The sequence below is a fragment of the Qipengyuania qiaonensis genome (assembly GCF_019711515.1).
Lineage (GTDB): Bacteria > Pseudomonadota > Alphaproteobacteria > Sphingomonadales > Sphingomonadaceae > Qipengyuania > Qipengyuania qiaonensis.
In genome coordinates this window covers 1-24204 of the sequence record NZ_JAIGNO010000018.1, presented here as the reverse complement: position 1 = coordinate 24204, position 24204 = coordinate 1, and the positions used below count along the sequence as shown (strand labels likewise).

Below are 24204 nucleotides of genomic sequence, written 5' to 3'. Positions count from 1 at the left end.
CGTCATATGCCCGCCATCAGGCCGCCATCGGCAAGCAGCGTCGCACCGGTGAGATAGGTGCATTGATCGGATGCGAGGAACAGGATCGCTCCGGCCATCTCCTCGGGCGTGCCTACCCTCTTGAGACCGTCGACGCTCGCTGCGGCATCGGCCCGCCTCTGCGGCGTGTCCGCGCCCGCCCGGTAAAGCCGCGTGTCGATAATGCCAGGGCTGACCGCATTCACCCTGATGTTCTGTTCGCCGTAATCCATCGCGGCGGCCTGGACGAGGCTCAGCACGGCGCGCTTGGAGGAGGCATAGGCCGCTCCGCCGGGACGGGTCGCGCGGTCGTGCATCGAGGCGGTCACCACGATGCGTCCGCCGCCGCCCCGCAGCATGTGCGGGATCTGATGCTTCATCGCGAGGAACACGCCGCGGAAATTGGTGTCCTGCATGTCGGTCCAGTCTTCGAGCGAGATCTCGTGCAGCGGCTTGAACCAATTGATGCCGGCATTGTTGAGCGCGATCTCGATCCCGCCGAAGCGCTCGGCGGTGCCATCGACGAAGCGGCGCACCTGATCGGGCTCGCGCACGTCGGCAGGCACGTAATAGGCATCGGGCGCACCCAACCGCCGAAGTCCGGCTTCGACCTCGCGGCCGAGTTCCTGCCGACGACCACAGAATGCGACCTTGGCGCCCTCGCGAGCAAATGCCTCGGCGGACGCCCTGCCTATGCCCGAGGTCGCACCGGTGATGATGACCGACTTACTGGCGAAGCGGCCTTGGGGTTGATTGGAAGACTGCGCCTTGGCGGCACCACGCGGGACGGCAACTGCGGCCATACCGACGAGACCGGCCCCCAATGCGTTACGTCGAGAAACGTCGGTCATTTGATCCTCATATGAAGTTTGACAAATCACTACATACCAGTTCAGGTCAGGCACAGATGAAGTTTTTCAGCACAATTCTTTTGCGTAAGATGCAATAATGACGCGGAAGTCCGATTCTGGAGGTCGCTGGTCTGCGATGGTAGGATTTGTTGCCGTAGCCACGCGATTGAACTTCAGCGAGGCGGGGCAGGATCTCGGTCTTGCGCCTTCGACCTTGAGTCGCCGGATTGCTGCGCTCGAGATGCGACTTGGTTGTCGCTTGTTTCAGCGTACGACGCGTCAAGTGACGCTGACAGAAGCGGGCGAGCAGTATCTCGAACGATGCCGGGAGATCATCGAACGTGCAGACGAAGCTGACGCGGCGGCAATGGCTGACACGGTCGAACCTCGCGGAACGCTTAAGATCGCGCTGCCAAATGTTTACGGGCAGAAGCGCATCGCGCCTTTACTGCCCGAGTTTCTCGCGCGACACCCACGCTTGTCACTTCAACTCTTATTCGATGACAATTACGCCGATCTCGTCGACCGTCGCTTGGACGTCGCCGTGCGGATCGGCGATCGCTTCACCGGCGACTTTGTCGTCCGCCGGCTCACTGCCAATCCACGCTACCTGTGTGCCGCGCCTTCATACCTAGCACGAAGAGGAACGCCGCGCGATCTCGCCAATTTGGTCGAGCACGATTGTCTGCACTTCAGCCCGCTCGTCGACGGTAAGCGGTGGCGCTTGTCACGCGGAGAGGAAATCAGGGAAGTAACGGTCAGTCCGCTCATCACCGCCGATAATGCGGAAGCTTTGCGGATCGCCGCTGTGGAGGGGTGCGGGATCGCGCTTCTGGCCGAATTCCTAGTGGCCGACGACCTTGCCGCAGGGCACCTGGTGAGGGTGCTTGAGGAGTGGACGGTTGCCGAGAGCCACATTCATGTTGCATTTCCAGCCACGCTGCATCTACCTTTAAAGACCCGGGCCTTCGTTGATTTTCTGGTCGAGAAGCTGGCCGACTAACTTCTTCGATCTCAAAACCTGCACGGCTGAGGAATCGCATTCGGCAGGAAGCCATTTGTCGAAACCATAAGCACGTTCGCCGGGCGCACCGCAAATCTCTCCCGAGCACTCGACCTGGCTGAGCGAAGCGAACGGAAATGGAGTGCTTTCAGAAAGCAGCCCCGAGCCTGCTTCTCCTCGTCATGCTAAGTTATGTCCGTTCTACCCGATGGCCTGTACCAAGTCTGTTGAACAGTATCGCGCTAATCCAATGACGCATCCACGGATGCGCCCGAACCTCTCGCTGCCACTCGCGTAGGCGCCTTTTTCAGACTAATTTCCGATGGTTGGCATCCGAAGGACCAGTTAACTGGAAGGCGCCAACTTTCGCTCTAATCGATAGTCAAAACCGAACCGCCCTGACCCGCGTGTCGCTAGATAAAGGCCTATGACGATCAGGACGGCTGCGCTCCAAAGGATATTTGCAGGGTCGTTGAGATGCACCATCACAACCGCGACGGTGAACTGAAGCGCTGTGACCAGCCCCAATGCACGAACGTAGAAACCAGCAATAAATCCGAAACCTGCAGCCATCTGCCAGAAGATTGCAAAAGGTGCGAGAATGCTTGGCTGCCAGAAGCCAAACTGTTCCATGAACTTTGCAAACTCTGTCATGCGATCGGGATTTAATACATTATCATGACATTGATAAAGAAGAAAGCCGCCTGTGCTGACGCGAAGTATAAGTAATGCCAAATCTTCGAAACGCGAAAGCCGAAAAAGCTTCTTCATAATCATGATTCATCTCGGATCAATATTGACGTTCGCTCTTTGACCTTCTGACGTCTCCGTCTCGGATCGTGGCACTTGTAGAGGGCAGCGCCGCAGTCGCAGATACAGTAGGACGGGTAATCAGATTTCCGCCGTTCTCGCTAGATATCTCTCCAGACCATCCATTGAGCCCTCATGCCCCATCCGCGTGTTAGAGATCATCTCTTCGCCAATGAACGAAGCAATCTGAATTGTGGTACGAAGCCGGCACCCGGCGTCGTGAGAAACAAACTCCGCTGTCGTGACATTGACCGCAAGTGGATCACCGTCATTTCTAATGTGCTCGGTAAAAACCAACAACCGCCCATTGCTGATCCGGTGATAATGAGTCTGGACGGTAATTCGCGGATCAGCGGCGTTGCCGCAGCGAACCAGACCATTTCCACCCTCCCGAAAATCGTCCTTCTCTATAATGTAAGCAGCGCCCTCATTGGGCGCACCCCATTTCTCCCGTTCAGATGCCTTCGCAAACAGATCAAACAGGCGTGATGATGAAGTAGCGAACTCTCGTTCGACCACAACGGTTCCGTGAGTGACAGGAGCGGACATGAAGTAAAATCCTTGGTCTAAGTTTGTGATGAATCGTCCTTCAATAGAACCGGAGCGATCATCTGAGAGGATTTATAATAAATACCCCCAAGCAGCATGCGACTACATCCACGTTGAATCGATTAACCTAAGTCCAACAGCATGCACTGCTGTAAAACCTATTTTCATTCACTAGATTGGAACGTACCTGATATCTGTACGTTGCCTTGGCTGACTCCGATGAGAGACGCAATCAAACTCTCCTTCCACCTTGAATGCTCCCTTGGCGATCATTCAGCGTCGGCTGGACCAAGAGTCGACTCAAGAAAATCGACCATTGCGTTCAGTACTTGGTGGTCGATAGTGATATCGACTTCTGCATACTCCGAGGGACTCCCCGTCAAAGCTGGCTGCAGGATGTGATTGAGATTGTCGAATTGCAAGAACTGCGCTTCCGAGTTCCCTTCCAATGCACGACGGATCGGGGGCAAATTGAGATCAGGATCGACCTGTCGATCTAGTCCGCCAGTAATGATGAGGACTGGCTCCACGTAGCCAGTGAGTGCCTCGGTGGGATGGTTTCCGAGCAATGTGCGAACTTCTGGAGAGAGCCATTCCTCTGCAAGGCGGTTAGCCTCGGCGTCCGTGAGGCCCGCGTCGAGCGCAATGGCAGCGATCTCGCTCCGACTTGCGCCCCGCACCACGGCCTCGAGTTGCTGTTGCACCACCAAGGCCAGCAGGTCGATCTCGTCCGTCGTCATTCCCGCAGCAGCCGCGACGTCGCGTTTCTGCTGCACGAACAAGTCAATCGGTAGAAGGCCTGGCGGTGAGAGCAAGATGACACATGTGACTTGGCCTGATCTAGTAAGCTCGGCAGCGATCGTTGCGCCCTCGCTCAAACCCAGAATACAAATACGATCGGACGCGACTTTCTCATGTCGCCGGAGATAAGAAAGAGCCGCAATCGCGTCTGCAACAAGATCCGGTCCAGTGAGCGCAGAGTAGTCCCCGGAGGAATCCCCAACTCCGCGTTTGTCGAATCGGAGAACGGCGAAGCCTTCCCTGGACAGATGGTCAGCGATCACGGCCATTGGTTTGTGGCCCGCATGTGTCTCGTCGCGATCCTGCGGACCATTACCACCAAGGAGCAGAATCGCCGGATGTCGTTCGTTGCGGGATACAGGAACAGTAAGCGTCGCGCCCAATCGAACGTCGGTAGCTCCGCCGGGAATTGATAATTCTTCGTTCGAGTAGGGAAAGGGCGGTACTGGCGTCTGCGGACGGTTCATAGTGCCGGGAGAATTCGTCGTGCTAGACGCTCTGCGGAAAGTGGCAGGGAAGGCCCGTTCGCCCTGAGTCCACTGGCCCTCTAGAACGGACTTGTTGTTCGATAGAATACCCTCGAACCTCGCGTTGGCGCTAGGCACCTCTACCACAACATTATTCTCGGATAGGGCGACCCGAATCGGAATGTCGCTGGCGCCCTGATCGGGTGCGGCGAAGTGCCCGACCGTTCCATCGATATGGAGTTCGAAGGGAATGGTCAAACCGGCTGGGACGATGATACCGCCGACCCAGTGTCCGTCGAGAACGGACGTTGATACGCTCATAATACTGGGTGAGTCTTCCGGCGGAGTGGACGTGGGGAGGGAAGCGGGTTGTGCCGCTGCGACGAATAGTGAAAGCATGAACATAAGCATATCAAATATTCTTCAGCTCACTGCCGCCCGTAGTCTATGTTATTGGTTTGGGAGGGATCAAATATGGGATGAACGGGCTCCAAGCAGGGCACTCCGCTTCATAAACCCTCTACGGAAGCGACGCGTCAGCGTTACCCTAGACCTGTCCGACAGCGTGAGGCATGTATCACCACGCCCTAGACTGGCGTGGCCAATAATGCGATCTGTGCGGATAATGAGCGTCCGGCTCACACGAACAAAGGGCGGACCGAGTTGCTCCGCGAGACGCACAAGTGTTTCCCGAACGAGGTGCCGTGCGCCCTCGGCTGTCGAGACCTCGACATAGTTTCCTGCGGCTCGGACGGTTTCGATCGATCTGGTCGGCAAGAGCCATGTCATCTGGCGGTCAATTACGGCAACCGAGGTTCGGTAGCAGTCGTGCCCTGCGCCATAGCCAAGACGGCGGCGTATGCGTTCGAGGGTTGCGTCAAACCGCTCCTCGTCAAATGGCTTGAGAAGGTAGTCGACGGCGTCGAGCGTGAAAGCAGTCGCGGCGAAGCGGTCGTGGGCGGTCGCAAAAACGACTGCGGGTGACTGGCGATGGCGCCTTAATGCTTCTGCTATGGCAATGCCGCCTCTACCGGGCATCTGAATGTCCAGAAACATGACATCGGGCCTCAGTTCCGAGGCAATCTCAAGTGCGCGCTCGCCGTCCTCAGCCTCCGCAGCAATATCAATGTCCGGATGGCGCGAGAGCATCTGCCTGACCAGTGCGCGCCCGACTGGCTCATCATCGGCGATAATGGCGCGAAGTCGTTGCCTTGCCGGTACTATTGCCACGGAAAATCAATCGTGACGGAACAGCCCTGTCCCACTGCTGCGTCAATCCGCATCGATGCCGCACTATCACCGAGCATTGCGATCCTTTCCCTCGTGTTCCGAAGTCCGACGCCTTCGATCAGGCCCTCCCTTCTGAAACCGGCACCGTCATCGCTGACGGTCAGACGCAGGCGATCACTTCTGCGTTCTGCTGTCAATTCCAGCCGGCCAGGACCGGACTTTCCGGACAAGCCATGCTGCAATGCGTTTTCGACCAGCGGCTGCAGGACAAAGTCCGGCAGGCGGGCATGCAGGCAAGCCGGCTCGATGTTCATCGCGATCTGCAGACGGGGGCCAAACCGAATCCTTTCAATCTCCAGAAAGGCTTGCAGCGTCTGCAATTCATCCGCAAGCGTGATGAAAGCGCCTTCGCGTGGAGCCAGCGATGATCGAAGAAGTTCGCCTAGCCGAACGATCAGCCGCCGGGCCGTCCCGGGCTCTGTGTCGATCAGCCCGGAAATCGTGTTAAGGGTGTTAAACAGGAAGTGCGGGTTGAGTTGGGCGCGCAGCATAGCCAAGCGGGTATCGAGAAGGTTTCGCTCAAGCTGCTGTTGGACAAGTCGGCGATGATGAGCTGCCTCGCGATACTCGGATACCATGATGGCAGCGAGCACCATCCAGTAGATCACGAGCGCAGAGGGCCCGGCGGTGGCAAGCAGGGCACGGAAGTCGGTTGCAGGCGCGATACCGGTTGCGCTGATGCTGAACGCGTGCAGTGCCAGCAGGATCAGAACAGTCAGCAAGCTGAGCGGAACTTGCAGCAGATAGAAGCGGACTGCTGGTTCCGGATTGAGATGGCGTGAGCGGATAACCCACAAGAGCATCAGCGATGCGAGCGCCCACAGCGCATTGTACACAATGACCTCGGCGATGACGCGCCAACGTGCCTCACCACTTTCCACGAGCCCAAGTCTCTGACCACCAAAAAGTGCTGCAAGGCAGAGCCAGCCAACCAGCACCGTGAGGATGGCGCGGCCGGTCAACTGCCTGGGTGAAATCGTCATGTCAGCCATGTGGACGCCACCCAAGGGGGCGGGCAGGGGCGGCACCTTCTTTTGCAGCATGAACCTGTTTTCAGGGAGAACATCAATCGTTCAGCCCGTTGATCGCTTATTTGCCTGGACGATCTTCGCGCAAGACGGTGGGAGCTCGTCGAAGTGATCAATTAGGACCGCGGGGCGAAGCTGCGCGTGCGGCACATCGTTGTAGCCAAATGACACAACTACCAAGGGAACGCCCGCGTTGTGGGCGCAGCAAGCGTCAGCGGACGAATCGCCTACCATGACGGTTCGCGTAAGGTCGCCGCCAATCTGTGTTACGGCTTCCACAAGGTGGGCAGGAGAGGGTTTGCAGGCAGAGACAGCGTCGTAGCCAAAGACGCCGTCGAATGCCGATCTGACGCCGATACCTGTGAGTACGGCCTCGGCGATCGACGTGAGCTTGTTTGTGCAAACGACCAAGGATGCGCCACAATCGATAAGGCAATGCACCGCGTCAAGTGCCCCTGGATAGAGCCGGGTCAATTTGATGGGCTGAGCTGAGTAAAGCTCTACAAATCTATGAAAGATCATATCCAGCTCGCGGGACGAGAGAGTGACGCCGTTTTGGCGGGTCGCTGCATCAAGCATTGCCCGCGCACCGCGCCCGATAAGTGCTCGTCCTGCGCATGCATCAATCGGATGATGCGCGAAGGACCCAAGCGCAGTGTTCAAATGACGGATAATGTCAGGGGCAGAGTCGACCAGGGTTCCGTCAAGATCAAATGCAAGCGTCGCTCCTTCAAGAATTTTGCCGCCTCGCATCATGCCTCCTAAGTCCCGGGTGCTGGGTTCAGTCACGGCTTGCGGGCAAAGCCATCATGACTTCGAGATACGGCTTAAAGGCGGGCATTCCCAACCATCCTGCAGATGGGACTGCATGGTGCTGTGATCGAAGCTGCGGCATACGGCTGATGCAGTTTTCGAACCCGCATTGAAAACGGATGACGCCTTGCAGCCGATGTTGGCGCGACAATGTGCGATTGAATTTTGTGCCTTTGCGAAGGCATTCCGTGCAGCGATTGCGAGCGGTGATGGGTGTATCATGAAACAGATCTGCCAGAGAGTCCCCGCAGAATGCCCTCGACCACATCAAGTACCCGCGATAGCGAGCGACCCTCATATATCTCCATCGCCGCGCGTTCGAACATCGCAGAAAGAACGGAGGTCAGCTCGTCAATCGGCATCTGAACAAGATGGCCGTTGTTCATTGCTTCGACAAGACCGCTCTGCAGGCTTGCATCACCGTTGTGCGCTTCGATCCGTCGCATTTGCTCACGACCGAGGACTGCCGGCCCCTCGATCAGCAGAAGCTCGACACGTCCCCTGATCTGCATGGCGTCCACATAGGCCCGGGCACCGACCAGCAGGCCGTCCAGTGCCGACAGGCCGATGTCATCGGCATCATCAATTGCATTTGCAACAGCCTGCGATTCAGCCTCGACAACCGCGCGGAAAATTGCCTGCTTGTCAGTGAAGTGGTGATAAAGAGCGCCGCGCGTCACTCCCGCCGCGGCCACGATGGCGGGGGTACTCGTCCTGGAAAACCCCTGTTCGACAAATAACGACCGGGCGGTCGCTACGAGCCGGGCGCGCGTCGCAGCCGTTCGCTGCGGGTTCGTCCTGCGGTTCTGTTGTTGCATACAGACTGCCTGTTTGTTATTCGACATACAGAATGTATGTTTTTCAGAGGAGGTGCAAGATATGAAAATCTCGAGTTTCTATCCGGTACTGATGGTAACTGATGTCACAGCGACGGCAGCGTTTTACGTCCGCCATTTCCCGTTCAGAGCCGTGTTCGAGTCCGACTGGTACGTTCACCTTCAAAGCCAAGACGATCCTAGCGTAAATCTGGCGATCCTGCAGGGTGATCACGCCACCATACCGGAGCGGGGGCGCGGGCGGACGTCATCAATGCTTCTCAACTTCGAGGTCGACGATGTCGACGAGGTCTACGCACGGGCACTCGAAAATGGGTTACCAATCGACCTTTCCCTGCGAGACGAGGACTTCGGGCAGCGGCATTTTATCACTCATGATCCCAATGGGGTGCTCATCGATGTGATCAAGCCCATCGCGCCGAGCGCTGAATTTGCCGCCCAGTACCTTGATGAAACGTCGCCAACTTAAGCCCCTTCCAGTGGAGAGCTGTCTGCCAAAACCATCCGCATAGCCGAGTAGGATCTGCTGCCGGTTTCTTCTTCTTCGGCACCGCTTTGAACACCGGACGCTGTGATACACTGCAGACACCAATGAGCTAGAATACGATGCTGAATTTTACATAGGTTTTACTTCACTACCGTTTCTCAGGCTAGGCCTCATAGGAAGAACAAGGAATCGGGAGCGAAGAAGCTTCGGCGAACGCAACGTGATCTGTCTAATCACCGAAAGAAAAACCTGAACTCGTTGCGGTATATGCGAGCCCGTCTCGCAAGTGACCCGTAATCTTGAATCATCGACGGATAAATGGGCGCGCGCGAAAGAAGTCCAACGACAATCTGCCAAGGTTACAGTTACCTTGCGTCGTGAAAAATGATGCCAAGCGTAAGGCGTTCACCGTTAAGGACTTCGCTCACGCCGTGGCGCATCTTGAGGTGGTAATGGCCGCGCGATCCGCGCGCCGGGAATTCGTTGACCGCGAAGAGCGCGGCATCGCCCGTCCGCAGCGGAACAACCTTCGCGCGCGATTGCGAGCGCGGCTTCTGTTCGACGAGTACCAGCTCGCCGCCGGTGAACTCCTCGCCAGGCCGCGAGAGCATAACCACCGCCTGGATGGGAAAGACGTGCTCGCCGTAGATATCCTGGTGAAGGCGGTTGTAGTCGCCTGGCCCGTAGCGCAGAATCAGCGGCGTGGGGCGAACCTGCCCGGCCTCGTGGCAGCACCGGATGTAGTCCGCGTGTTCGGCCGGCAGGGACGTGAGCCCCCGGATCGCGCGCCACTCGTTGGCGACCGGCACGAGGGATCGGTAAAGCTGCTCGCGGTGGCGCTGCAAGAAGCCGGGCAGCGGATAACGGAAATAGCGGTACTGGCCCTCGCCGAAGCCGTGGCGCCGCATGTCGATGGTGCTGCGATAGAGAGGGGTTTCCGCATAGGCCGAGCCCAGCGCGAGGCATTCCCGTTCGTTGAACAGGCCGCATGCCACGGTAAGACCGCGCTCGGACAGTTCACCCAACTGGTCCGGCGACAGGATGCTGCCATTGTCCCCAGTGCCAAGTTCGCGATGAGGCGCAGCGGGGCGGGGAGTAGCCTCATCGGAAAGGGGTCGATTATCGAATGAATCCATCATGTCCTCCCGGCTAGCCGCGCAGGCGCTCGCCGGCATCCCGGATCTTGTCATCGAAGCGCGGTCTCAGAAGCCGAGGGTCGCGGCCAGCCGGACCCGGCGGGCCGGGGAATAGCCCAGGGTGGACGATCCGTCGGTCTGCCAGGCATAGTCGTTGGTGAGGTTCAGCATCTGCGCGCGGAATGTCAGGGTCTTCTCGCCGAGGTGCATCGCATAGCGGACCCCGGCATCGAGCAGGAACGCCGCCGGCAGCAAGGTCTGCTCCGCTCCGGCAATGGTGCCCGCTGTGGCGGCGAGCGCGCCAGTGTACCGGCCGCCGATATCGAGTTCGAGGCCGGGCACGCTCGCGATGGCGTAATTGGCCGATGCGACGAGCCGCCATTGCGGCACGCCGACCGGGCGCGCGGAATTCCCGCCCGGTCCATCCGCCTCGTCGATCACTTCGGCATCGAGGAAGACGCCGCCCGCGACCATCGAGAGGCCCTGCGCGATCGTGCCGGACAGCGAGGCCTCGATCCCGCGGTGGCGGACCGAGCCGTTCAGTCCGAAGACGTTGGTAGCAGGATCGATCGCCGCGTAGGGCTTGGTGGTCTCGAACCCCGCCAGGATCGCGCTGAGACCGGGCGCGAGCACGTGGCGAACGCCGATCTCGGCCTGGGTCACGAGCACCGCGTCGAGCACCGCGTTGCGGTTAGCGGCGGACGCGGGCGCGGTCCCCGCCTCCTCCAGTCCCCGGCTATAGCTGGCATAGACATCAAGCGAAGCGGCGGGCCGGATCATCAGGCCGGCATTGTAAAGGAGCGGGGCGGAGCGGTTCGAACTGCGCCCGCCCGGCGCCTCGAACGTCTTGCGGTAATCGGTCTTAAGAAGGCCGAGGTTCACGCGGGCGTGCGTGCCCAGCGCGCCGAGATAGGCAAGGCCCGCACCCCACTGGTCGACGGCGGTGGTCCGGTCGGCCTCGGCCTCCGCAAGGAACGCAGGGTCTGGCAGACGCGGCACGCCGCCCTCTGGTGTAACCCGCCCGAGTTCGATCACACTGTCCCCGCCGAACAGTGCGCGCGATCGGCGCAGGCGACCCGACAGGATGACCCGATGCGCGAGCTGTCCGCTGCGCCCGGTCCATGTGGCGCGCGCTTCCCCGGACCAGGCGGTGGAACGCTGCTGCGGCGATGCGACGATCGTGGACCGCGCCTCGCCGTCGTCGTCGAACTCGGTGAAGAACTGGCTGTAGGAACGGGTCGGATCGGACTGAGAAAAGGTCCCGATCCAGGCAAGGGCAATCTGCGGAACGATGGGCTGTTCGACGATCACGCCGGCGATGCGCAACTCGCCGCGCTCCTCGGCCCAGGACTGGCCGAGATACCGTCTGCGTTCCACGCGCGGCGGAAGCTGCCCCTCGGTGATCCCGAACCGGGTGCCGCTCTGGTTGCGATAGGCATATTCCCCGGCGAAGACCTGCGCCGACCCTTCCTTGCCGAGCGATGCACGCACCGTCCCGGCGATAATCAGCGAACTGGCCGTGGCACCATCGGTACCCGCGGCGGGAACCACTCCGCCGACGCCGAACGAGGCAGACCAGCGGTCGTCGGGATCGCCGTGGCGGAGATTAAGCTCAAGATAGGGGCGGGTATCGTCGTCAATGCCGGCGGTCAGCAGCGAATGTTCGCCCGGTTTGGGGTCACGCAGTCGATAGTCGACCACCCCCGAGGGCCCGGGAAAGGCCAGACCGAACGTGTTGTAGCCGATCCTGACCGCTGTGGACTCGACAAATAGGCGGCTGACACCCGAGCTCTTGACAAAATAGTAGCCGTTGATGCGGTAGTTTCCGGCCGCCTCGAGATCGAATCCGCGCACCGAGCTCTGGTCGTAGATTCCGACAGACTCATCGCCGACCGTATAGCCGAAGGCATCCTCCGCCTCGGTCGTCGCGTTCTCGGTCGCCTGCGCCCATGCACCGGCGGGCAGGGCACTCAATACCCCTGCCATAATCCAGTTTCCAGACACCACTCGCTCACTCCCTGAAGGGGTCACTTCTGCCCCGGAGCGGCCCTGCTACAATCGGTCTGGGAGCGTTGCGTCCCGCTTGTTGCGCGGGAATCGCACGATGCTCGGAAGGCTTGAGTGCAACGTTCACCAGGATATGCGTACCGCCCGTTCACAGTGACCTCGGACGACAGGACGTCAGGTCAGGTGAACTTGGCTCTCGTCGCCTTCCTACAGGCACGGTGAACGGCCCGCGAAATTGCACCTCACGCTGTCTTTGCCTGTGAAGCCTGAACTTGTTTTCCGGCAAGGGTCGCGTACTTGCGGGGACCAACCGCAGATCAGGCGGCTTCGCTTTCAAGCAGCTGGCGCTTGCGCTCGATGCCCCAGCGGTAGCCCGAGAGCGCGCCGTCGCTGCGCACGACGCGGTGGCACGGGATGGCAACCGCGAGCGGATTGGCGGCGCATGCGCCGGCGACCGCGCGGGCGGCACCCGCGTCACCGATGGCACGGGCGATCTCGGCATAGCTCGCCGTGCTGCCGGCCGGGATGGCGCGCAGCGCCTGCCAGACTCGCTGCTGGAATGCGGTGCCCTGAATATCGAGCGGGAGGTCGAGATCGGTATGGGGCTGTTCGACGAAACCGACCACGCGTGCGACCAGTTGTTCGAACCGATCGTCGCCGCCGACGAAGTCGGCGCTGGGGAACCGGTTCTGGAGATCCTGCAGCAGTTCCTCCGGATCATCGCCCAGCAGGATCGCGCAGATGCCGCTTTCGCTGGCCGCGACCAGCACCGCACCCAGCCGGCTCTCACCGACCGCGAACCGGATGGTCGCGCCCATCCCGCCGCGGCGATATCGCGAAGGCGCCATTCCGAGCATGGCCGGGGCCTTGTCGTAGAAGCGGCTGCTCGAGCCGAAGCCCGCGCCGTAGAACGCCGCGGTGACGCTCGCGCCATCGGCCAGCTCGCTCTGTACCCGCGCCGTGCGGCGCGCTTCGCCATAGGCCTTGGGCGTGACCCCGACCACCGCCTTGAACACGCGGTGGAAGTGACTCGGGCTCAGTCCGGCCGCTCCGGCAAGCGCGGCAAGATTCGGCAGGTCCTCGGCGTCCTCGATCGTCCGGCAGGCGGCCGCCATCAGCGCGGCCACGCGTTGCTCAGTCGGGGGCTGATCGGGCTTGCACCTCTTGCACGGGCGAAAGCCGGCGCGTTCGGCATCCCCGCTCGTCGCATGAAAGGCGACGTTCTCGGGCTTCGCCAGGCGCGCCGCGCAGGATGGCCGACAAAAGACACCCGTGCTGCGCACGGAATAGAAAAACGACCCGTCGGCCGTCTTGTCGCGCGTTACGAGCGCGTTCCAGCGCGGATCGGCAAGGATGCGCTCGGGATCGCTCTTGGGCGGCTTCGTTCCCCGCATTACACGCTCTCCAGCCTGCCGGAATTTTGGGCGATCATCCACTTTCGCAGATCGTGCCGGCCCTCGCTCGCTAGACCGTCGAGGATGTCGCGCAGCACATCGGGACGTTCGTTCTGCCCGAGCTTGAACTTGTATCTAGCGTCGACGACCCTGCCCTCGAAGGCGATAACGCCGCGGACCAGCTGCTCGTAGCGCGCACCCATCTCGTCCCTATGCCAGGCCTGCAGACGCCCGGCCTCCATGTGCGCGGTCAGGCGATCGACCGCTGCTCGCGCCGCTGCCGGCGTGTCCATTAGCGCGATATCGACGACGAGATGGGCGGTCGCGTAATTCCAAGTCGGCGCTTGGGTCCGGTCATCGAGCCACGATGGCGAGACGTAGGAATGGTGACCCATGAAGGTGATCAGCGCCTGCGGATTGCGCGCGATGATATCGAGCTGCGGATTGGTGCGGCCGAAATGGCCGACAACGCTCGTGACCCGCGGCGCACCGTCCTTGCTCCAGTTGACCAGCAACGGCAGCGGCGTTGCGGCAGCATCGCCGCCGTGCCAGGAGAAAATCTGTGCGAGCGGATGCTCGTCGAACATGGCACGCGCAGCGACCTCGTCGGGCTGGAAGATCGAAGAGGTGCGCATCACAACTCGCCGGAAGAATGCGGATCGATCGCGTAGGGGTGCACTTCCGCAAGGAACGGGCTCTCGCTGCGGAAGCGCTCGGTCCAGGCCAGGAAATGCGTCAGACCCCTCACATCGAGCCGCGCATCTTCGGCGAGATGCGCATAGGCGTAGAGCGCGATATCGGCGATCGACAACGCATCGCCCAGGATAAAGGGGCGCTCGGCGAATTCGCGGTCGAGGATCGCGAGCGCGCGCTCGGCCGTGGCCCGCTTGCCGGTGACCATGTCGGCGGGCCGGGCGCCGAGCTTGTCGGTGAGGGTCCAGTAGCGCAGGCTGCCGAGCGAATTCTGCACGTAGTCGATTTCGAACGACAGCCACTGCACCGCCTTCGCGCCCTGAAAAGGATCGTCCGGAAGGAACCGCGTTCCCCGCCCCAGATGCCAGAGAATGGCGCTCGATTCGGACAGGACCCTGTCGTCGTCGAGGCGAATGGCGGGCACCGCACCCCACGGGTTGATCCGCAGGAATTCGTCGGCATGGCCCTCGCCCTCGAAGATGCTGATCAGTTCCGTCTTGTAAGGACAGTCGAGGGCACCGAGCAGCTGCCTAATCTTCCAGGCGTTCTGCGAGGGGAGGTAGTCATAAAGCGTAAGCATTGTCAGTTCGTCCATTGGAGCCGTGTGCGACCACGACAGATGTCGAGACACTTATCTGTTCGGGATCGCAAACACGTCCCGCTCCTTGCGATCAAATTCAAACTTTGGGATTTCACTTGCCAGGAATAATGTTGGGCAAAGTCATTGGTTAGGCGTCCTGCCTCAACACGACCCAATTGTCGTTCCCCGGCGGTTTGCGCGGTGATCGCCGGTGACGGACGGACGGAATCTCAACGAGGGGCAAGAAAGCCGACCATATAACCCATGCCTGCATTGTTTAGCGCAAGGTCGAGAATTCCGTTATCGTTGCTAGTGCCTCATACCGCCGCAAGCTCTTCGGTGACGGAATACCGACCCGCTATCAGCGATACGATCCTCGGCCTCGACATGCGGCGAAGCGAGAGTCACCTCTTCCGCACTAACGATATGTCTGCTTCTCCTTATTCAAGTTATTTTACAGCGCGGCGTCCTAGTTCGATCGCTCCCACCAGTCCGGCAGCGGAACCGAGTTGGGGGGCGACGATCGTCTGTCGCGCTCTACCTGGGAAGTAACAGCCGCCGATCGCATTCGCCCTAGAGCGAACCCGATCCAGAAGACCAGTCGTCGCCATTACGCCCCCGCCAAGGACAATCGTTTCCGTAGCGGTAAGTGCGAAGATCGTGTGGCAGAGTTGAGCGAGATAGTCTGCAACGATGCCATGCGCTTGGTGATCGTCAGGTAAATCGGAGAGACGCGCACCCCAACGCCTCTGGATCGCCGGGCCGCTGATCAGCCCTTCGAGACAATCGCCATGATACGGACAGGCTCCGATGAAGTTCCAGTCCTTCGCGCTTCGTCGCGGATAGAAATGGCCCATCTCGGGATGCCCCGCGCCCGACAGAATGCGTCCGTCGACCACCAGGCCACCCCCGATCCCGGTCCCGACCGTTACATACACGAGCGAGCGCATGCCCTTTCCGGCGCCGTAGACGAACTCGGCCAGCGCGGCGCCGTTGACGTCGGTATCGAACCCCACCGGCACGCCGAGCGCCTCCCCTACGATGCCGGCGAGATCGCAGTCGTTCCATCCCGGCTTGGGGGTCTCGGTGATATGGCCCCAACGGGGCGAGGCCGGGTCGAGCTCGACCGGACCGAAGCTTGCGATGCCGACGGCCCGGATCGGCCCCTGCTCGCGCAGCCAGTCGGTCACCGCGGCCAGCGTCTCCGCCGGGCGCGTGGTCGGAATGACCGTGCGTGCGGTCGGCAGCACGGTCGCTTTTGCAACGCCGACGACGAACTTCGTTCCGCCCGCCTCTATCCCGGCGACCAGGCCCTCATTCCGGGAAGCGTCCTGGGTCACGAGACCAGCATGCTCCGTTCCCCGTCGAGCCGCAGCTGCAAGGGCGGTGCAGGGGTCCCGCCGAATGCCTGGCGCGCCGCGTCCGCACACTTCGCCGGTTCGCTTAGACCGGGATAGTCGACGAAACTGCGCACGGTGAGATCGGGCGTGACGAGCCAGCTGAACGCCTGGAAGGGCGCCTCTGGCGGATTGGCGAGCACGAGGCCGCTCCCGTTCAGCGGTCGCCATGGACCGCCAAGCCGATCCGCGACCATGCCATAGAGGCCCGTCGGACCTATCGGACCAGCGGGCGCGAAGACCCTGGCCTGCGTCGACCAGAAGAGATAATAGCGGTCTTGGTGGACGACGACATGCGGGCGTTCGAGTTCGTTGTTGAGATCGTCCGCGGTGACGAGAGGCGGGAGCAGCGACCAGCTGCCGTCTTCGTTACCGGCGGCGATCCCGATTGCGCCGTTCCACTGCGAACAAGTATTCGCGAGCGAGCCAGTAAAGAGAAGATATTTGCGGCCGTTCGCCGGATCCTCGAAATAGGCCGGATCCCGAAACGCCTTGATCGTGCCGATCGCGCCGCCGCCTTCCATGTCGCGCATATAGGTCGCACCATCGGCGACGATGCATTCCTGCGGCTTGCTCCATTCGACGATGGCGATCTCGCCGTTCTCGCAGCGCAGGCGACCGGTGGTCTCGACAATGCGCTGCTCGAAGGAGAGCTGCAATTCGTTGCGGCGGCCGGCGGCGGTGAAGTAGAGCGTAACCTCCCTGTCTTCGAGGATCGCGCTTCCGGCCCATTCGCGGCTTCCCGGCGAATGGCCATAGGGAAGCAGCGGTCCGCAGTCGCGCCACTCCTCTTCCGCCAGATGCATGAGCCTAATCCGGGCAACGCCGTGGCGGTCCTCTGGGTCATCCGAAATGGGTGCCGAAAGCACCATGTAAAGCGCGCCGTCCGCGATGCGCGCGACCGTCCCGTCGCGGTGTTGAACAGGCCACAGATCCCAAAGGTCGATGCCCGGCAGAATGCGCTTGACCGCGCTGGGGTCGATTACAGGCGCGGTCGTCGCGGCATCGAGGCGAATGTGCGCGACATCATCGGCCGTCCAGCTGGTCGTCTCGATAGGCGGCATGGCGGAGCCCTGAGCGAAAATCGGCCCGGACACGAGGTCCGGGCCAGTCGGGAAGAAATTAGAAATCGAACCGAACCGATGCCGAGACCGTCCGTCCGTTGATCGAGCGCGCGCGCACGATGCCGTTCGCCGGGATCGAACCCTCTTCCGCTTCGGTGAACCCGTTCACGTCGAAAACGTTGTTCGCGTTCAGCGACACCGTAATGCCGGGCGATGGGCGCACATTCACGAAGGCGTTCACCGTCGTGTAGCCCGGAAGGATCAGATCGTTGTTGTCGCCGGCGAAGCTGTCGGTCGTGCCGATGGCGTTGACGCCCAGACCGAACAGCTCGCTGTCGTAGGCTGCGGTCGCCTGGTAGATGAAGTCCGCCTGGCGGCGCGGCGTATTGCCTTCGAATACCGGTTGGCGCGTGTCCCTTACAATCTCGGCGTCGGTATAGGTGACGCCGCCCGAAAGACTGAAGGGACCCGTGCGATAGGAACCCTCGAGTTCGACACCGTAGGCCTCGTACTCGCGGTCGAACTGCCGCTGCGACGTGACCTCGAAGTTCTGCTCCTCGGTCTTGGCATAGAAGCCGGTCGCATACAGCGCGAGACCGCCCGCGCGGTATTTGACGCCGACCTCCGCCTGATCGACGAAGTCCACGGCCACCGCATCGTCCACCGGAGCGCCGGTGACCGGATCGATGGTATCGCCGTTGAAGAAGAGGCGATCCGCATTGGCGCGGCCACCCCTGCTGTAGCGACCGAAGACCGAAAGATCGTCGGTCAGCAGATAGTTGGCACCGATCGAGTAGGATAGGTAATCGTAGTCGTAATCGACCGTCGAGGGACTGCCGAGCGGAAGGGTCGCGGTCTGCGCTTCGGCGGGATCGATCACCCCGTTGCCGTCGAAGTCGAAAGTAGTGATCCCGACGCGCCCGCCTCCAAGATCGGCGCCCGCAACCGAGCCCGATGCGTCACCGAAATCGTAACGCAGGCTTCCGTCGAGCGTCAGCCCGCCGAATTCGAGCGACAGCGCGGCGAAGGGCGCCTTGGTCTCGTAGCGCAGATCGTACGACCGGCGGCAGCAATTGCCGAAGAAGGTTGCGGCGAAGCCGACAGTTCCGTTCTGGGTGATCGGTTGCCCTGCCGCGTTGCGCACATCGAGCAGCACCGCGTTACCCTCGCCCTCGACCGAGAACAGATGGCTGGTCCATAGCCAGTCGGTGTCGATGTCCTGGCGCGAATAGTAGAATCCCGCCGTGAGCGCGGCCGAACCGCCGCCGAAGTCGAACTCGTTGGTCGCGCGGATATCGTTGGTCAGGTTGTTGAGGCTGTTAAGGCGCGTGTTGAACAGCACGATGTTGGCGACCAGGCCGTTGCCTCCCAGGCTCGCCGGATCGGCGACGCGCGTGCCGGCATTGGGGCCACTGGCGAAGAACAGCGAGGAGCCCGGACCTCCGATCGCATCGGCTGCCGCCTGCGCGCCGCCCACGCTGCCCGGGAAGGGCGAGACGAACCCGCCCGAAATATCGGCGTAGCGAAACCGCTCGGTGATCGTGAAACCGCCGAGCTCGAATTGAGCTTCGAGACCTCCGGCGATGACCACCGGGTGCATGCCTTCGTCGATGTCGAAGCTCGCGGGCTGGTTGGCGCCATCGAGCGAGCGGATCGGCGTGAAGAAGCGCGAATGGAGCGAATCGCGGTTGATATCGAAATTGGCGACGCTGGTATATTCCGGGTCAGAGCCCGTGCCGGTAACGATCACAGGGTTGGGCAGATAGCCGACGGAGTGGTCGTCGAGATACTTGCCGTAGAGACGGACATAGCCGCCATCGAAGCGCTGTGTGATGTTCGCCTTGATCTGGCCGCCGCGCGACCCGTCGTAGCCGACCTCGCGGGGGCCATCGCCGACATGGGCGAAGCCGCCGACATGGAAGCTCGTGTCGGGACCGATCGAGCCGCCGTAATCGAAGTCGGCGCGGTACTCACGGTAGTCGAGACCGGCGGTCAGGCCGAACGATCCGCCTTCTTCCTCTCCGGTCTTGGAGATGAAGTTGATGATGCCGCCCGGCGAGTTGGAGGCGAAGGTCGAGGCCGAGCCGCCGCGGATCGCCTCGACGCGGGCGATGTTGTAGTCGGCGCGCAGGAAGATGTCGGCGTTGCCGAAGGTGATGTCGCCGAACTCGAGGATAGGGAGGCCGTCTTCCTGCAGCTGCAGGAACTTCGCGCCGCCCGCCGCCACGGGAAGACCGCGGACCGCGATATTGGCGTTGCCGTCGCCGCCCGAACTCTCAGAGCGGATGCCGGGGATCTGCTTGATGAGCTCGGCCGAAGAGCGCGGAGCAGTGTCGACGATGGTCTGCGCATCGAGCGAGCTGATCGAGACCGAGGCTTCGAGCGCGTTCGTGCCGCGCGCGACGCCGGTCACGACGATGACGTTCTCGTTCGCGGCGGGCGGTTCGGTCTCGGTCGAGGCGGGCTGATCGGCGTCCTGCGCGTGGGCGCTGACCGCGAACGCGGACAGCATGACTCCGCCCAGAAGGGTGTAGCGTGCTTTCATGATCCATCTCCTGTACCGCCGGTTTTCCCAGGCTTGGTGGGCTCGATGACCCATTTTGCAATCGATTGCAACAGTTATTGCAAACGATTGCGCCGTTTGGTAGCTCTCGTGCGATAACGGACCGCGAGTGTCCGGGAGAGGACGACGAGAAGTGCACGCGAGCATCAAACCGCGGCTGTCGCTGCTGCGCATCATCGAGATGAATATTGGGTTCTTCGGGCTCCAATTCAGTTTCGGTCTGCAGCAGGCAAACATGGGTCCGATCTATGGCTTCCTCGGCGCGGACGAGGCGACCATTCCGCTGCTCTGGCTGGCCGGCCCGATGACCGGACTCATTGTGCAGCCCATTGTCGGGGCCATGAGCGATCGCACCAAATCGCACCTCGGCCGGCGGACGCCCTATTTCCTCATCGGCGCGATCATCTGTTCGATCAGCCTGTTTCTCATGCCTTATTCGAGCGCGCTCTGGATGGCCGCTTCGCTGCTCTGGATCCTCGATGCCGGCAACAACATCACGATGGAGCCCTACCGGGCCTATGTGGCCGATCGCCTCCTGCCCGACCAGCGCGCGACGGGGTTCCTGACGCAGAGCGCGTTCACCGGGCTTGCGCAGACGCTGTCCTATCTCGCGCCAACGCTGCTCACGTCGATCGTGGCGCGCGACGTGCTCGATGCCAACGGCATTCCGGCGGTGGTGCGGATCGCCTTCGTGATCGGTGCCATCCTGTCGATCAGCACCATCGTGTGGTCGATCTGGCGCGTGCCCGAACTGCCGCTGGCCCCGGCGGAAAGAGCGGCTCTGGAAGCCCGGCCAAGTACCGTCAGCTCGACCGCGCGAGAGATCGTCGATGCCATCCGCCAGATGCCGCCCGCGATGCGGCAGCTCAGTCTGGCGATGCTTTGCCAGTGGTATGCGATGTTCGCCTATTGGCAATACATTACCTTCGCCGTCGGTCGCTCGATCTACGACACGTCTGACCCCTCGAGCGCCGCCTTCCGGGAGGCGACCCTGACGACACAACAGGCGGGGGCGATCTATAATATCATCGCATTCGCTGGTGCGCTGGCTCTCATCCCCGTGGTCAAACGATTGGGCGCGAGGAACGTGCACGCGGTATGTCTAACGGCCTCGGGTCTGGCCATGTTGCTTATCCCGTCGACGACAACCGTGCCGTTGCTCTTCGTGCTGATGCTTGGCATCGGTATCGGATGGGCCGGAATGATGGGTAATACCTACGTCATGCTGGCGGACAGCATTCCGCCCGAGCGCAACGGCATTTACATGGGTATCTTCAACATGTTCATCGTCATCCCGATGCTGATTCAGACGCTGACCATGCCGCTCATGTACCGGCCGCTCCTGGGAGGCGATCCGAGAAACGTTCTCCTTCTTGCTGGTGTCATGATGATCGTAGGCGCCGTAGCAACTTTAGCCGTAAAGGCGGGAGGGCGGCCCGAGCGTCGACCAGCTTAATCTAGTCGCCGCTGCCGATGGCCGACTGCATGTCCGCTCAGGCTGATACCCGGAGGACCAATTCCGGTTCCATCATGACCGAACTGACCTCTTTGCCTTCCATTCGCTGGAAAAGGAGTTCGACTAGCGACCGCGCACCTCGCTCGACGTCTTGGCGGATGGTCGTGAGTGGTGGATTGGTGTGGGTTGCGATAAGCACGTCGTCATATCCGATGACCGCGACATCGTGAGGGATTCTCAAACCCCGTTCGCCGAGCGCCCTAAGTGCGCTCATCGCGATGACGTCGGATGCTGCGACAATGCCATCCGGGGGGGGATGGCCCGATAGAAATTCGGCAATGGCCGAGTAGGATTCCTCAGTCGTCAAATGAACGGGGAGCAGTAAGGGCTCCTTGGCATCTGCGACTTCTGAGATTGCCTGACGAAACCCATCGAGTCTCGCGGCGAACTCCGGAACTTCCGAGGCACCAAAGAACGCAAGACGGCGACGTCCTTGGGCCAGGAGATGCGAAGCAGCGAGCCGTCCCCCAGCAATATTGTCAGAGCCTACCGTTGTTTGGAGCATTCCGGGGGCGGCGGCCCCCCAGACCACAATCGGTCGGTACCGGGCAGAAACCTTCTCGATGACGTCGGTCTGGTTGGACTGACCAATGACTATAACCCCGTCCACCTTTCCGGAATCGGTCATTTCGTCGAGCCAGCCCTCGTCCGACGGTATAACGCGCGAAAGAAGCAGATCGTAGCCGTTCTCGCTCAATGCATCCGCGAGGGGCCCGAGTAAGCTCATGAAGAATGGATCGGACAGATGCTGCTGTTGTTCGTGCCCCAAGGGCAAGATGACACCGATCGCGCCCGTTCGCTTAAGGCGAAGATTGCGCGCCGATTGATTGATCTTGAAGCCATGCTCGCGAGCGAGTGCGACCACACGTTGGCGAGTGCTCTTGGCGATGACCGGATTGCCAGCGAGCGACCGTGACACCGTCGTCACCGAAACACCAGCAATCCGTGCCAAATCAGCCAGCGTATTCGGCCCCTTGTTCAATTTTAGCATCCTTTCTCAATGAGCAGGGCCGCATGGAGAGACATATCACAATGGCAGTCTTATGCCATGATGGGTCCGCTTTGTGGGGACCGGCGGCAAATCAAGTGGGCAATTGCTCGCTAGAAACACCCAGTTAACCGTAGGGGCAGCAATCGTCACGCGCCTTTCAAAGACGCATTGCCTTAGACCTCTTGCCGCAAACAAGCATATCACACCATCCGCAATTTCGCTGCCTAGTACATTCAGCGAAGGCCCATATTGTAAATGTTACCGTAGCGAAACTTGATGCGGAAAGGCACGTCGCGACGGGGAAGGATTTTGACCGCCGCATCCACAAATCCCGGGATGAAGGAATTTGGACCGACGGGGCCGCAGTGGACCTCGACCCCGACACTCGTAAGATCATGGCACCTGTTCGGGTCGGCGCGTCGCACAGAAGCCTCTTAGCGCGGAAACCGTCACCTTAATGGGGCTTACGGAGATCGAGCCTTACATCAGCAAACTGAGCCGCGACTCGGTTGAGGAATTCAGCTAAATCGACACGAGGCTTCTTGGTTTGAGATCGAACCAACACATCGCACTCGGCTGATGGTAAGAACGATGGTTCCGGTATGAAGGGAGTCTAAAAAGGAGTTTCAATTGAGCACTTTAAGTTGTTCTTTCGAGTCCTCTTCTGGCACCATTTGTTCTTTTCAGAACGTTCCAAAACATTGCGAAAATGGCTGAATTCTGCCATTCTTGACCTCTAGCGCAGAAAGCGAGGTCTTGTTTTGTTCCGCTTTGTTCCAACGTCTCTGGGGGCCTCGGCTGGGGGCTCCAGCTCAAAAGGCCCCAACTTGCAAAAAAGTGAGGCCCCCAAATGAGCCTCAATGTGCAGGAAATCAAAGGCTTCCGGGCTGCCGACAAATCGTACAAGAAATACGACTCACGGGGGCTGCTGCTTCTGGTGAAGCCGAACGGCTCCAAGCTCTGGTATTTCAAGTACCGCTTCGGCGGGAAGGAAAAGAAGCTGCCCATCGGCGCATTTCCAGAGGTCAGCTTGTCGCAAGCGCGCCAGCTTCGTGACCGAGCACGGCTCAAGGTTTCCGATGGCATCGATCCAATGCTGGAGCGGAAGCGCAAGAAGGCCAGGTTAAAGCTTGGTGCGGAGAACACCTTCGAGGTCATCGCCAACAAGTACATCGACGAGAAGATGGTGCCCGAAGGCAGGGCGGAGGCCACGCTCCGGAAGGCGCGCTGGTTCCTTGACCTGCTAAAGCCCGCAATCGGCAATATGCCAATCAACGACGTTGATCCGCAACTGATGCTGGCGGCGCTCAAGAAGCTCGAAGCCAAAGGCAATCTCGAAACCGCGAAGAAATGCCGATCCTTCGCAAGCCGGGTTTTCCGGTATGGAGCCGCGCTTGGTCAGTGCCAAACCGATCCAACATCGATCTTGCAGGGCGCGCTGGTCACGCCCAGGGCGCGGCACTACGCGGCTATCCTCGAACCCGAGAAATTAGGCGGACTACTTCGCGCTATCGATGGCTTCGAATGCTACCCGGCCACGAAGTTCGCGTTGAAAATCGCACCCCATGTCTTTGTGCGCCCCGGCGAGCTTCGCCATGGCGAGTGGAATGAGATCGATTGGGACAAGGCCATCTGGACGATTCCGGAAGGCAAGATGAAGGCGCGCCGGACCCATGTGGTGCCTTTATCACGCCAGGTGTTGGAACTGTTTCGGGAGCTGAAATCAATAACCGGCACCAAGGGCTACATCTTCCCGGCGTTCCATACACAGCAGCGTCCAATGAGCGAGAATACCATCAACGCGGCATTTCGACGTATGGGCTTCACCAAGGACTGTCCGTCGTCAAAACATTTGGCACACTTCGGGGCGTAATTTTTCGGAGTGTGGGCCTCGTCCGGTTGGTGATATT

21 protein-coding genes are annotated in these 24204 nt (G+C 60.6%); 4 read left to right on the top strand and 17 right to left on the bottom strand.

Going from position 1 to position 24204, the window contains the following annotated elements:
• Positions 1-2: 2 nt before the first annotated feature.
• Positions 3-869 (bottom strand): SDR family NAD(P)-dependent oxidoreductase, encoded by an 867-nt coding sequence (locus K3174_RS15990; RefSeq protein ID WP_221560441.1) that lies wholly within the window; start codon positions 867-869, stop codon positions 3-5.
• A gap of 97 nt (positions 870-966) precedes the next feature.
• On the opposite strand from K3174_RS15990, the gene K3174_RS15985 reads away from it, so the two are divergent.
• Positions 967-1872, top strand: a complete 906-nt coding sequence (locus K3174_RS15985) for a LysR family transcriptional regulator (RefSeq protein WP_345719675.1) — start codon at positions 967-969, stop codon at positions 1870-1872.
• Positions 1873-2217: 345 nt separating this feature from the next.
• Here the strand turns inward: K3174_RS15985 and K3174_RS15980 are convergent, their stop codons facing one another.
• From K3174_RS15980 to K3174_RS15950, 7 genes are all read right to left on the bottom strand, one after another.
• Entirely contained in the window at positions 2218-2643 is a 426-nt protein-coding gene (locus K3174_RS15980) for a DoxX family protein (RefSeq protein WP_221560439.1), read from the bottom strand.
• 120 nt (positions 2644-2763) lie between these two features.
• On the bottom strand, positions 2764-3231 hold the full coding sequence (locus tag K3174_RS15975) for an SRPBCC domain-containing protein (protein WP_221560438.1): 468 nt from the start codon (positions 3229-3231) through the stop codon (positions 2764-2766).
• Between the two features lie 269 nt (positions 3232-3500).
• Positions 3501-4910 carry an alpha/beta hydrolase family protein gene (locus tag K3174_RS15970; protein WP_221560437.1) on the bottom strand — a complete coding sequence of 470 codons (1410 nt, stop codon included), beginning with the start codon at positions 4908-4910 and terminating at the stop codon, positions 3501-3503.
• Between the two features lie 57 nt (positions 4911-4967).
• Positions 4968-5729 carry a LytR/AlgR family response regulator transcription factor gene (locus K3174_RS17120; protein WP_221560436.1) on the bottom strand — a complete coding sequence of 254 codons (762 nt, stop codon included), beginning with the start codon at positions 5727-5729 and terminating at the stop codon, positions 4968-4970.
• Positions 5720-6832, bottom strand: a complete 1113-nt coding sequence (locus tag K3174_RS15960) for a sensor histidine kinase (protein ID WP_221560435.1) — start codon at positions 6830-6832, stop codon at positions 5720-5722. The genes K3174_RS17120 and K3174_RS15960 overlap by 10 nt, the downstream gene beginning before the upstream one ends.
• 30 nt (positions 6833-6862) lie before the next feature.
• Entirely contained in the window at positions 6863-7606 is a 744-nt protein-coding gene (locus K3174_RS15955) for an HAD hydrolase-like protein (RefSeq protein ID WP_221560434.1), read from the bottom strand.
• Positions 7607-7848: 242 nt separating this feature from the next.
• Positions 7849-8448: a TetR/AcrR family transcriptional regulator gene (locus tag K3174_RS15950; RefSeq protein ID WP_221560433.1), complete on the bottom strand. Its 600-nt coding sequence runs from the start codon at positions 8446-8448 to the stop codon at positions 7849-7851.
• Between the two features lie 61 nt (positions 8449-8509).
• On the opposite strand from K3174_RS15950, the gene K3174_RS15945 reads away from it, so the two are divergent.
• Positions 8510-8935 (top strand): VOC family protein, encoded by a 426-nt coding sequence (locus K3174_RS15945; protein WP_221560432.1) that lies wholly within the window; start codon positions 8510-8512, stop codon positions 8933-8935.
• Positions 8936-9318: 383 nt separating this feature from the next.
• On the opposite strand, the gene K3174_RS15940 is transcribed toward K3174_RS15945, so the two are convergent.
• The 8 genes from K3174_RS15940 to K3174_RS15905 form a co-directional block, all read right to left on the bottom strand.
• Positions 9319-10089 carry a 2OG-Fe(II) oxygenase gene (locus K3174_RS15940; protein ID WP_221560431.1) on the bottom strand — a complete coding sequence of 257 codons (771 nt, stop codon included), beginning with the start codon at positions 10087-10089 and terminating at the stop codon, positions 9319-9321.
• A gap of 66 nt (positions 10090-10155) precedes the next feature.
• The gene (locus tag K3174_RS15935; RefSeq protein ID WP_221560430.1) at positions 10156-12075 is read right to left on the bottom strand and encodes a TonB-dependent receptor domain-containing protein; all 1920 of its coding nucleotides are present in this window, start codon (positions 12073-12075) and stop codon (positions 10156-10158) included.
• A 338-nt stretch (positions 12076-12413) separates the two neighbouring features.
• Complete coding sequence (gene ada, locus K3174_RS15930; protein ID WP_221560429.1) at positions 12414-13490, bottom strand: bifunctional DNA-binding transcriptional regulator/O6-methylguanine-DNA methyltransferase Ada; 1077 nt, start codon at positions 13488-13490, stop codon at positions 12414-12416.
• On the bottom strand, positions 13490-14125 hold the full coding sequence (locus K3174_RS15925; protein WP_221560428.1) for an FMN-binding negative transcriptional regulator: 636 nt from the start codon (positions 14123-14125) through the stop codon (positions 13490-13492). The genes ada and K3174_RS15925 overlap by 1 nt, the downstream gene beginning before the upstream one ends.
• The gene (locus tag K3174_RS15920; RefSeq protein ID WP_221560427.1) at positions 14125-14778 is read right to left on the bottom strand and encodes a glutathione S-transferase family protein; all 654 of its coding nucleotides are present in this window, start codon (positions 14776-14778) and stop codon (positions 14125-14127) included. Before K3174_RS15920 ends, K3174_RS15925 begins: the two co-directional genes overlap by 1 nt.
• Before the next feature lie 434 nt (positions 14779-15212).
• On the bottom strand, positions 15213-16103 hold the full coding sequence (locus tag K3174_RS15915; protein WP_345719674.1) for an ROK family protein: 891 nt from the start codon (positions 16101-16103) through the stop codon (positions 15213-15215).
• Positions 16100-17224 carry a glycoside hydrolase family 68 protein gene (locus tag K3174_RS15910; protein ID WP_221560426.1) on the bottom strand — a complete coding sequence of 375 codons (1125 nt, stop codon included), beginning with the start codon at positions 17222-17224 and terminating at the stop codon, positions 16100-16102. The genes K3174_RS15915 and K3174_RS15910 overlap by 4 nt, the downstream gene beginning before the upstream one ends.
• A 58-nt stretch (positions 17225-17282) precedes the next feature.
• Positions 17283-19769 carry a TonB-dependent receptor domain-containing protein gene (locus tag K3174_RS15905; RefSeq protein WP_221560425.1) on the bottom strand — a complete coding sequence of 829 codons (2487 nt, stop codon included), beginning with the start codon at positions 19767-19769 and terminating at the stop codon, positions 17283-17285.
• A gap of 199 nt (positions 19770-19968) precedes the next feature.
• Here K3174_RS15905 and K3174_RS15900 point away from each other — a divergent pair, with 199 nt between their 5' ends.
• Positions 19969-21243, top strand: coding sequence for an MFS transporter (locus tag K3174_RS15900; protein WP_221560461.1), 1275 nt, complete (start codon positions 19969-19971; stop codon positions 21241-21243).
• A 37-nt stretch (positions 21244-21280) separates the two neighbouring features.
• Here K3174_RS15900 and K3174_RS15895 read toward each other — a convergent pair whose 3' ends face one another.
• Positions 21281-22285, bottom strand: a complete 1005-nt coding sequence (locus tag K3174_RS15895; RefSeq protein ID WP_247712242.1) for a LacI family DNA-binding transcriptional regulator — start codon at positions 22283-22285, stop codon at positions 21281-21283.
• Positions 22286-23144: 859 nt separating this feature from the next.
• On the opposite strand from K3174_RS15895, the gene K3174_RS15890 reads away from it, so the two are divergent.
• Entirely contained in the window at positions 23145-24167 is a 1023-nt protein-coding gene (locus K3174_RS15890) for a tyrosine-type recombinase/integrase (protein WP_247712241.1), read from the top strand.
• Positions 24168-24204: the final 37 nt, after the last annotated feature.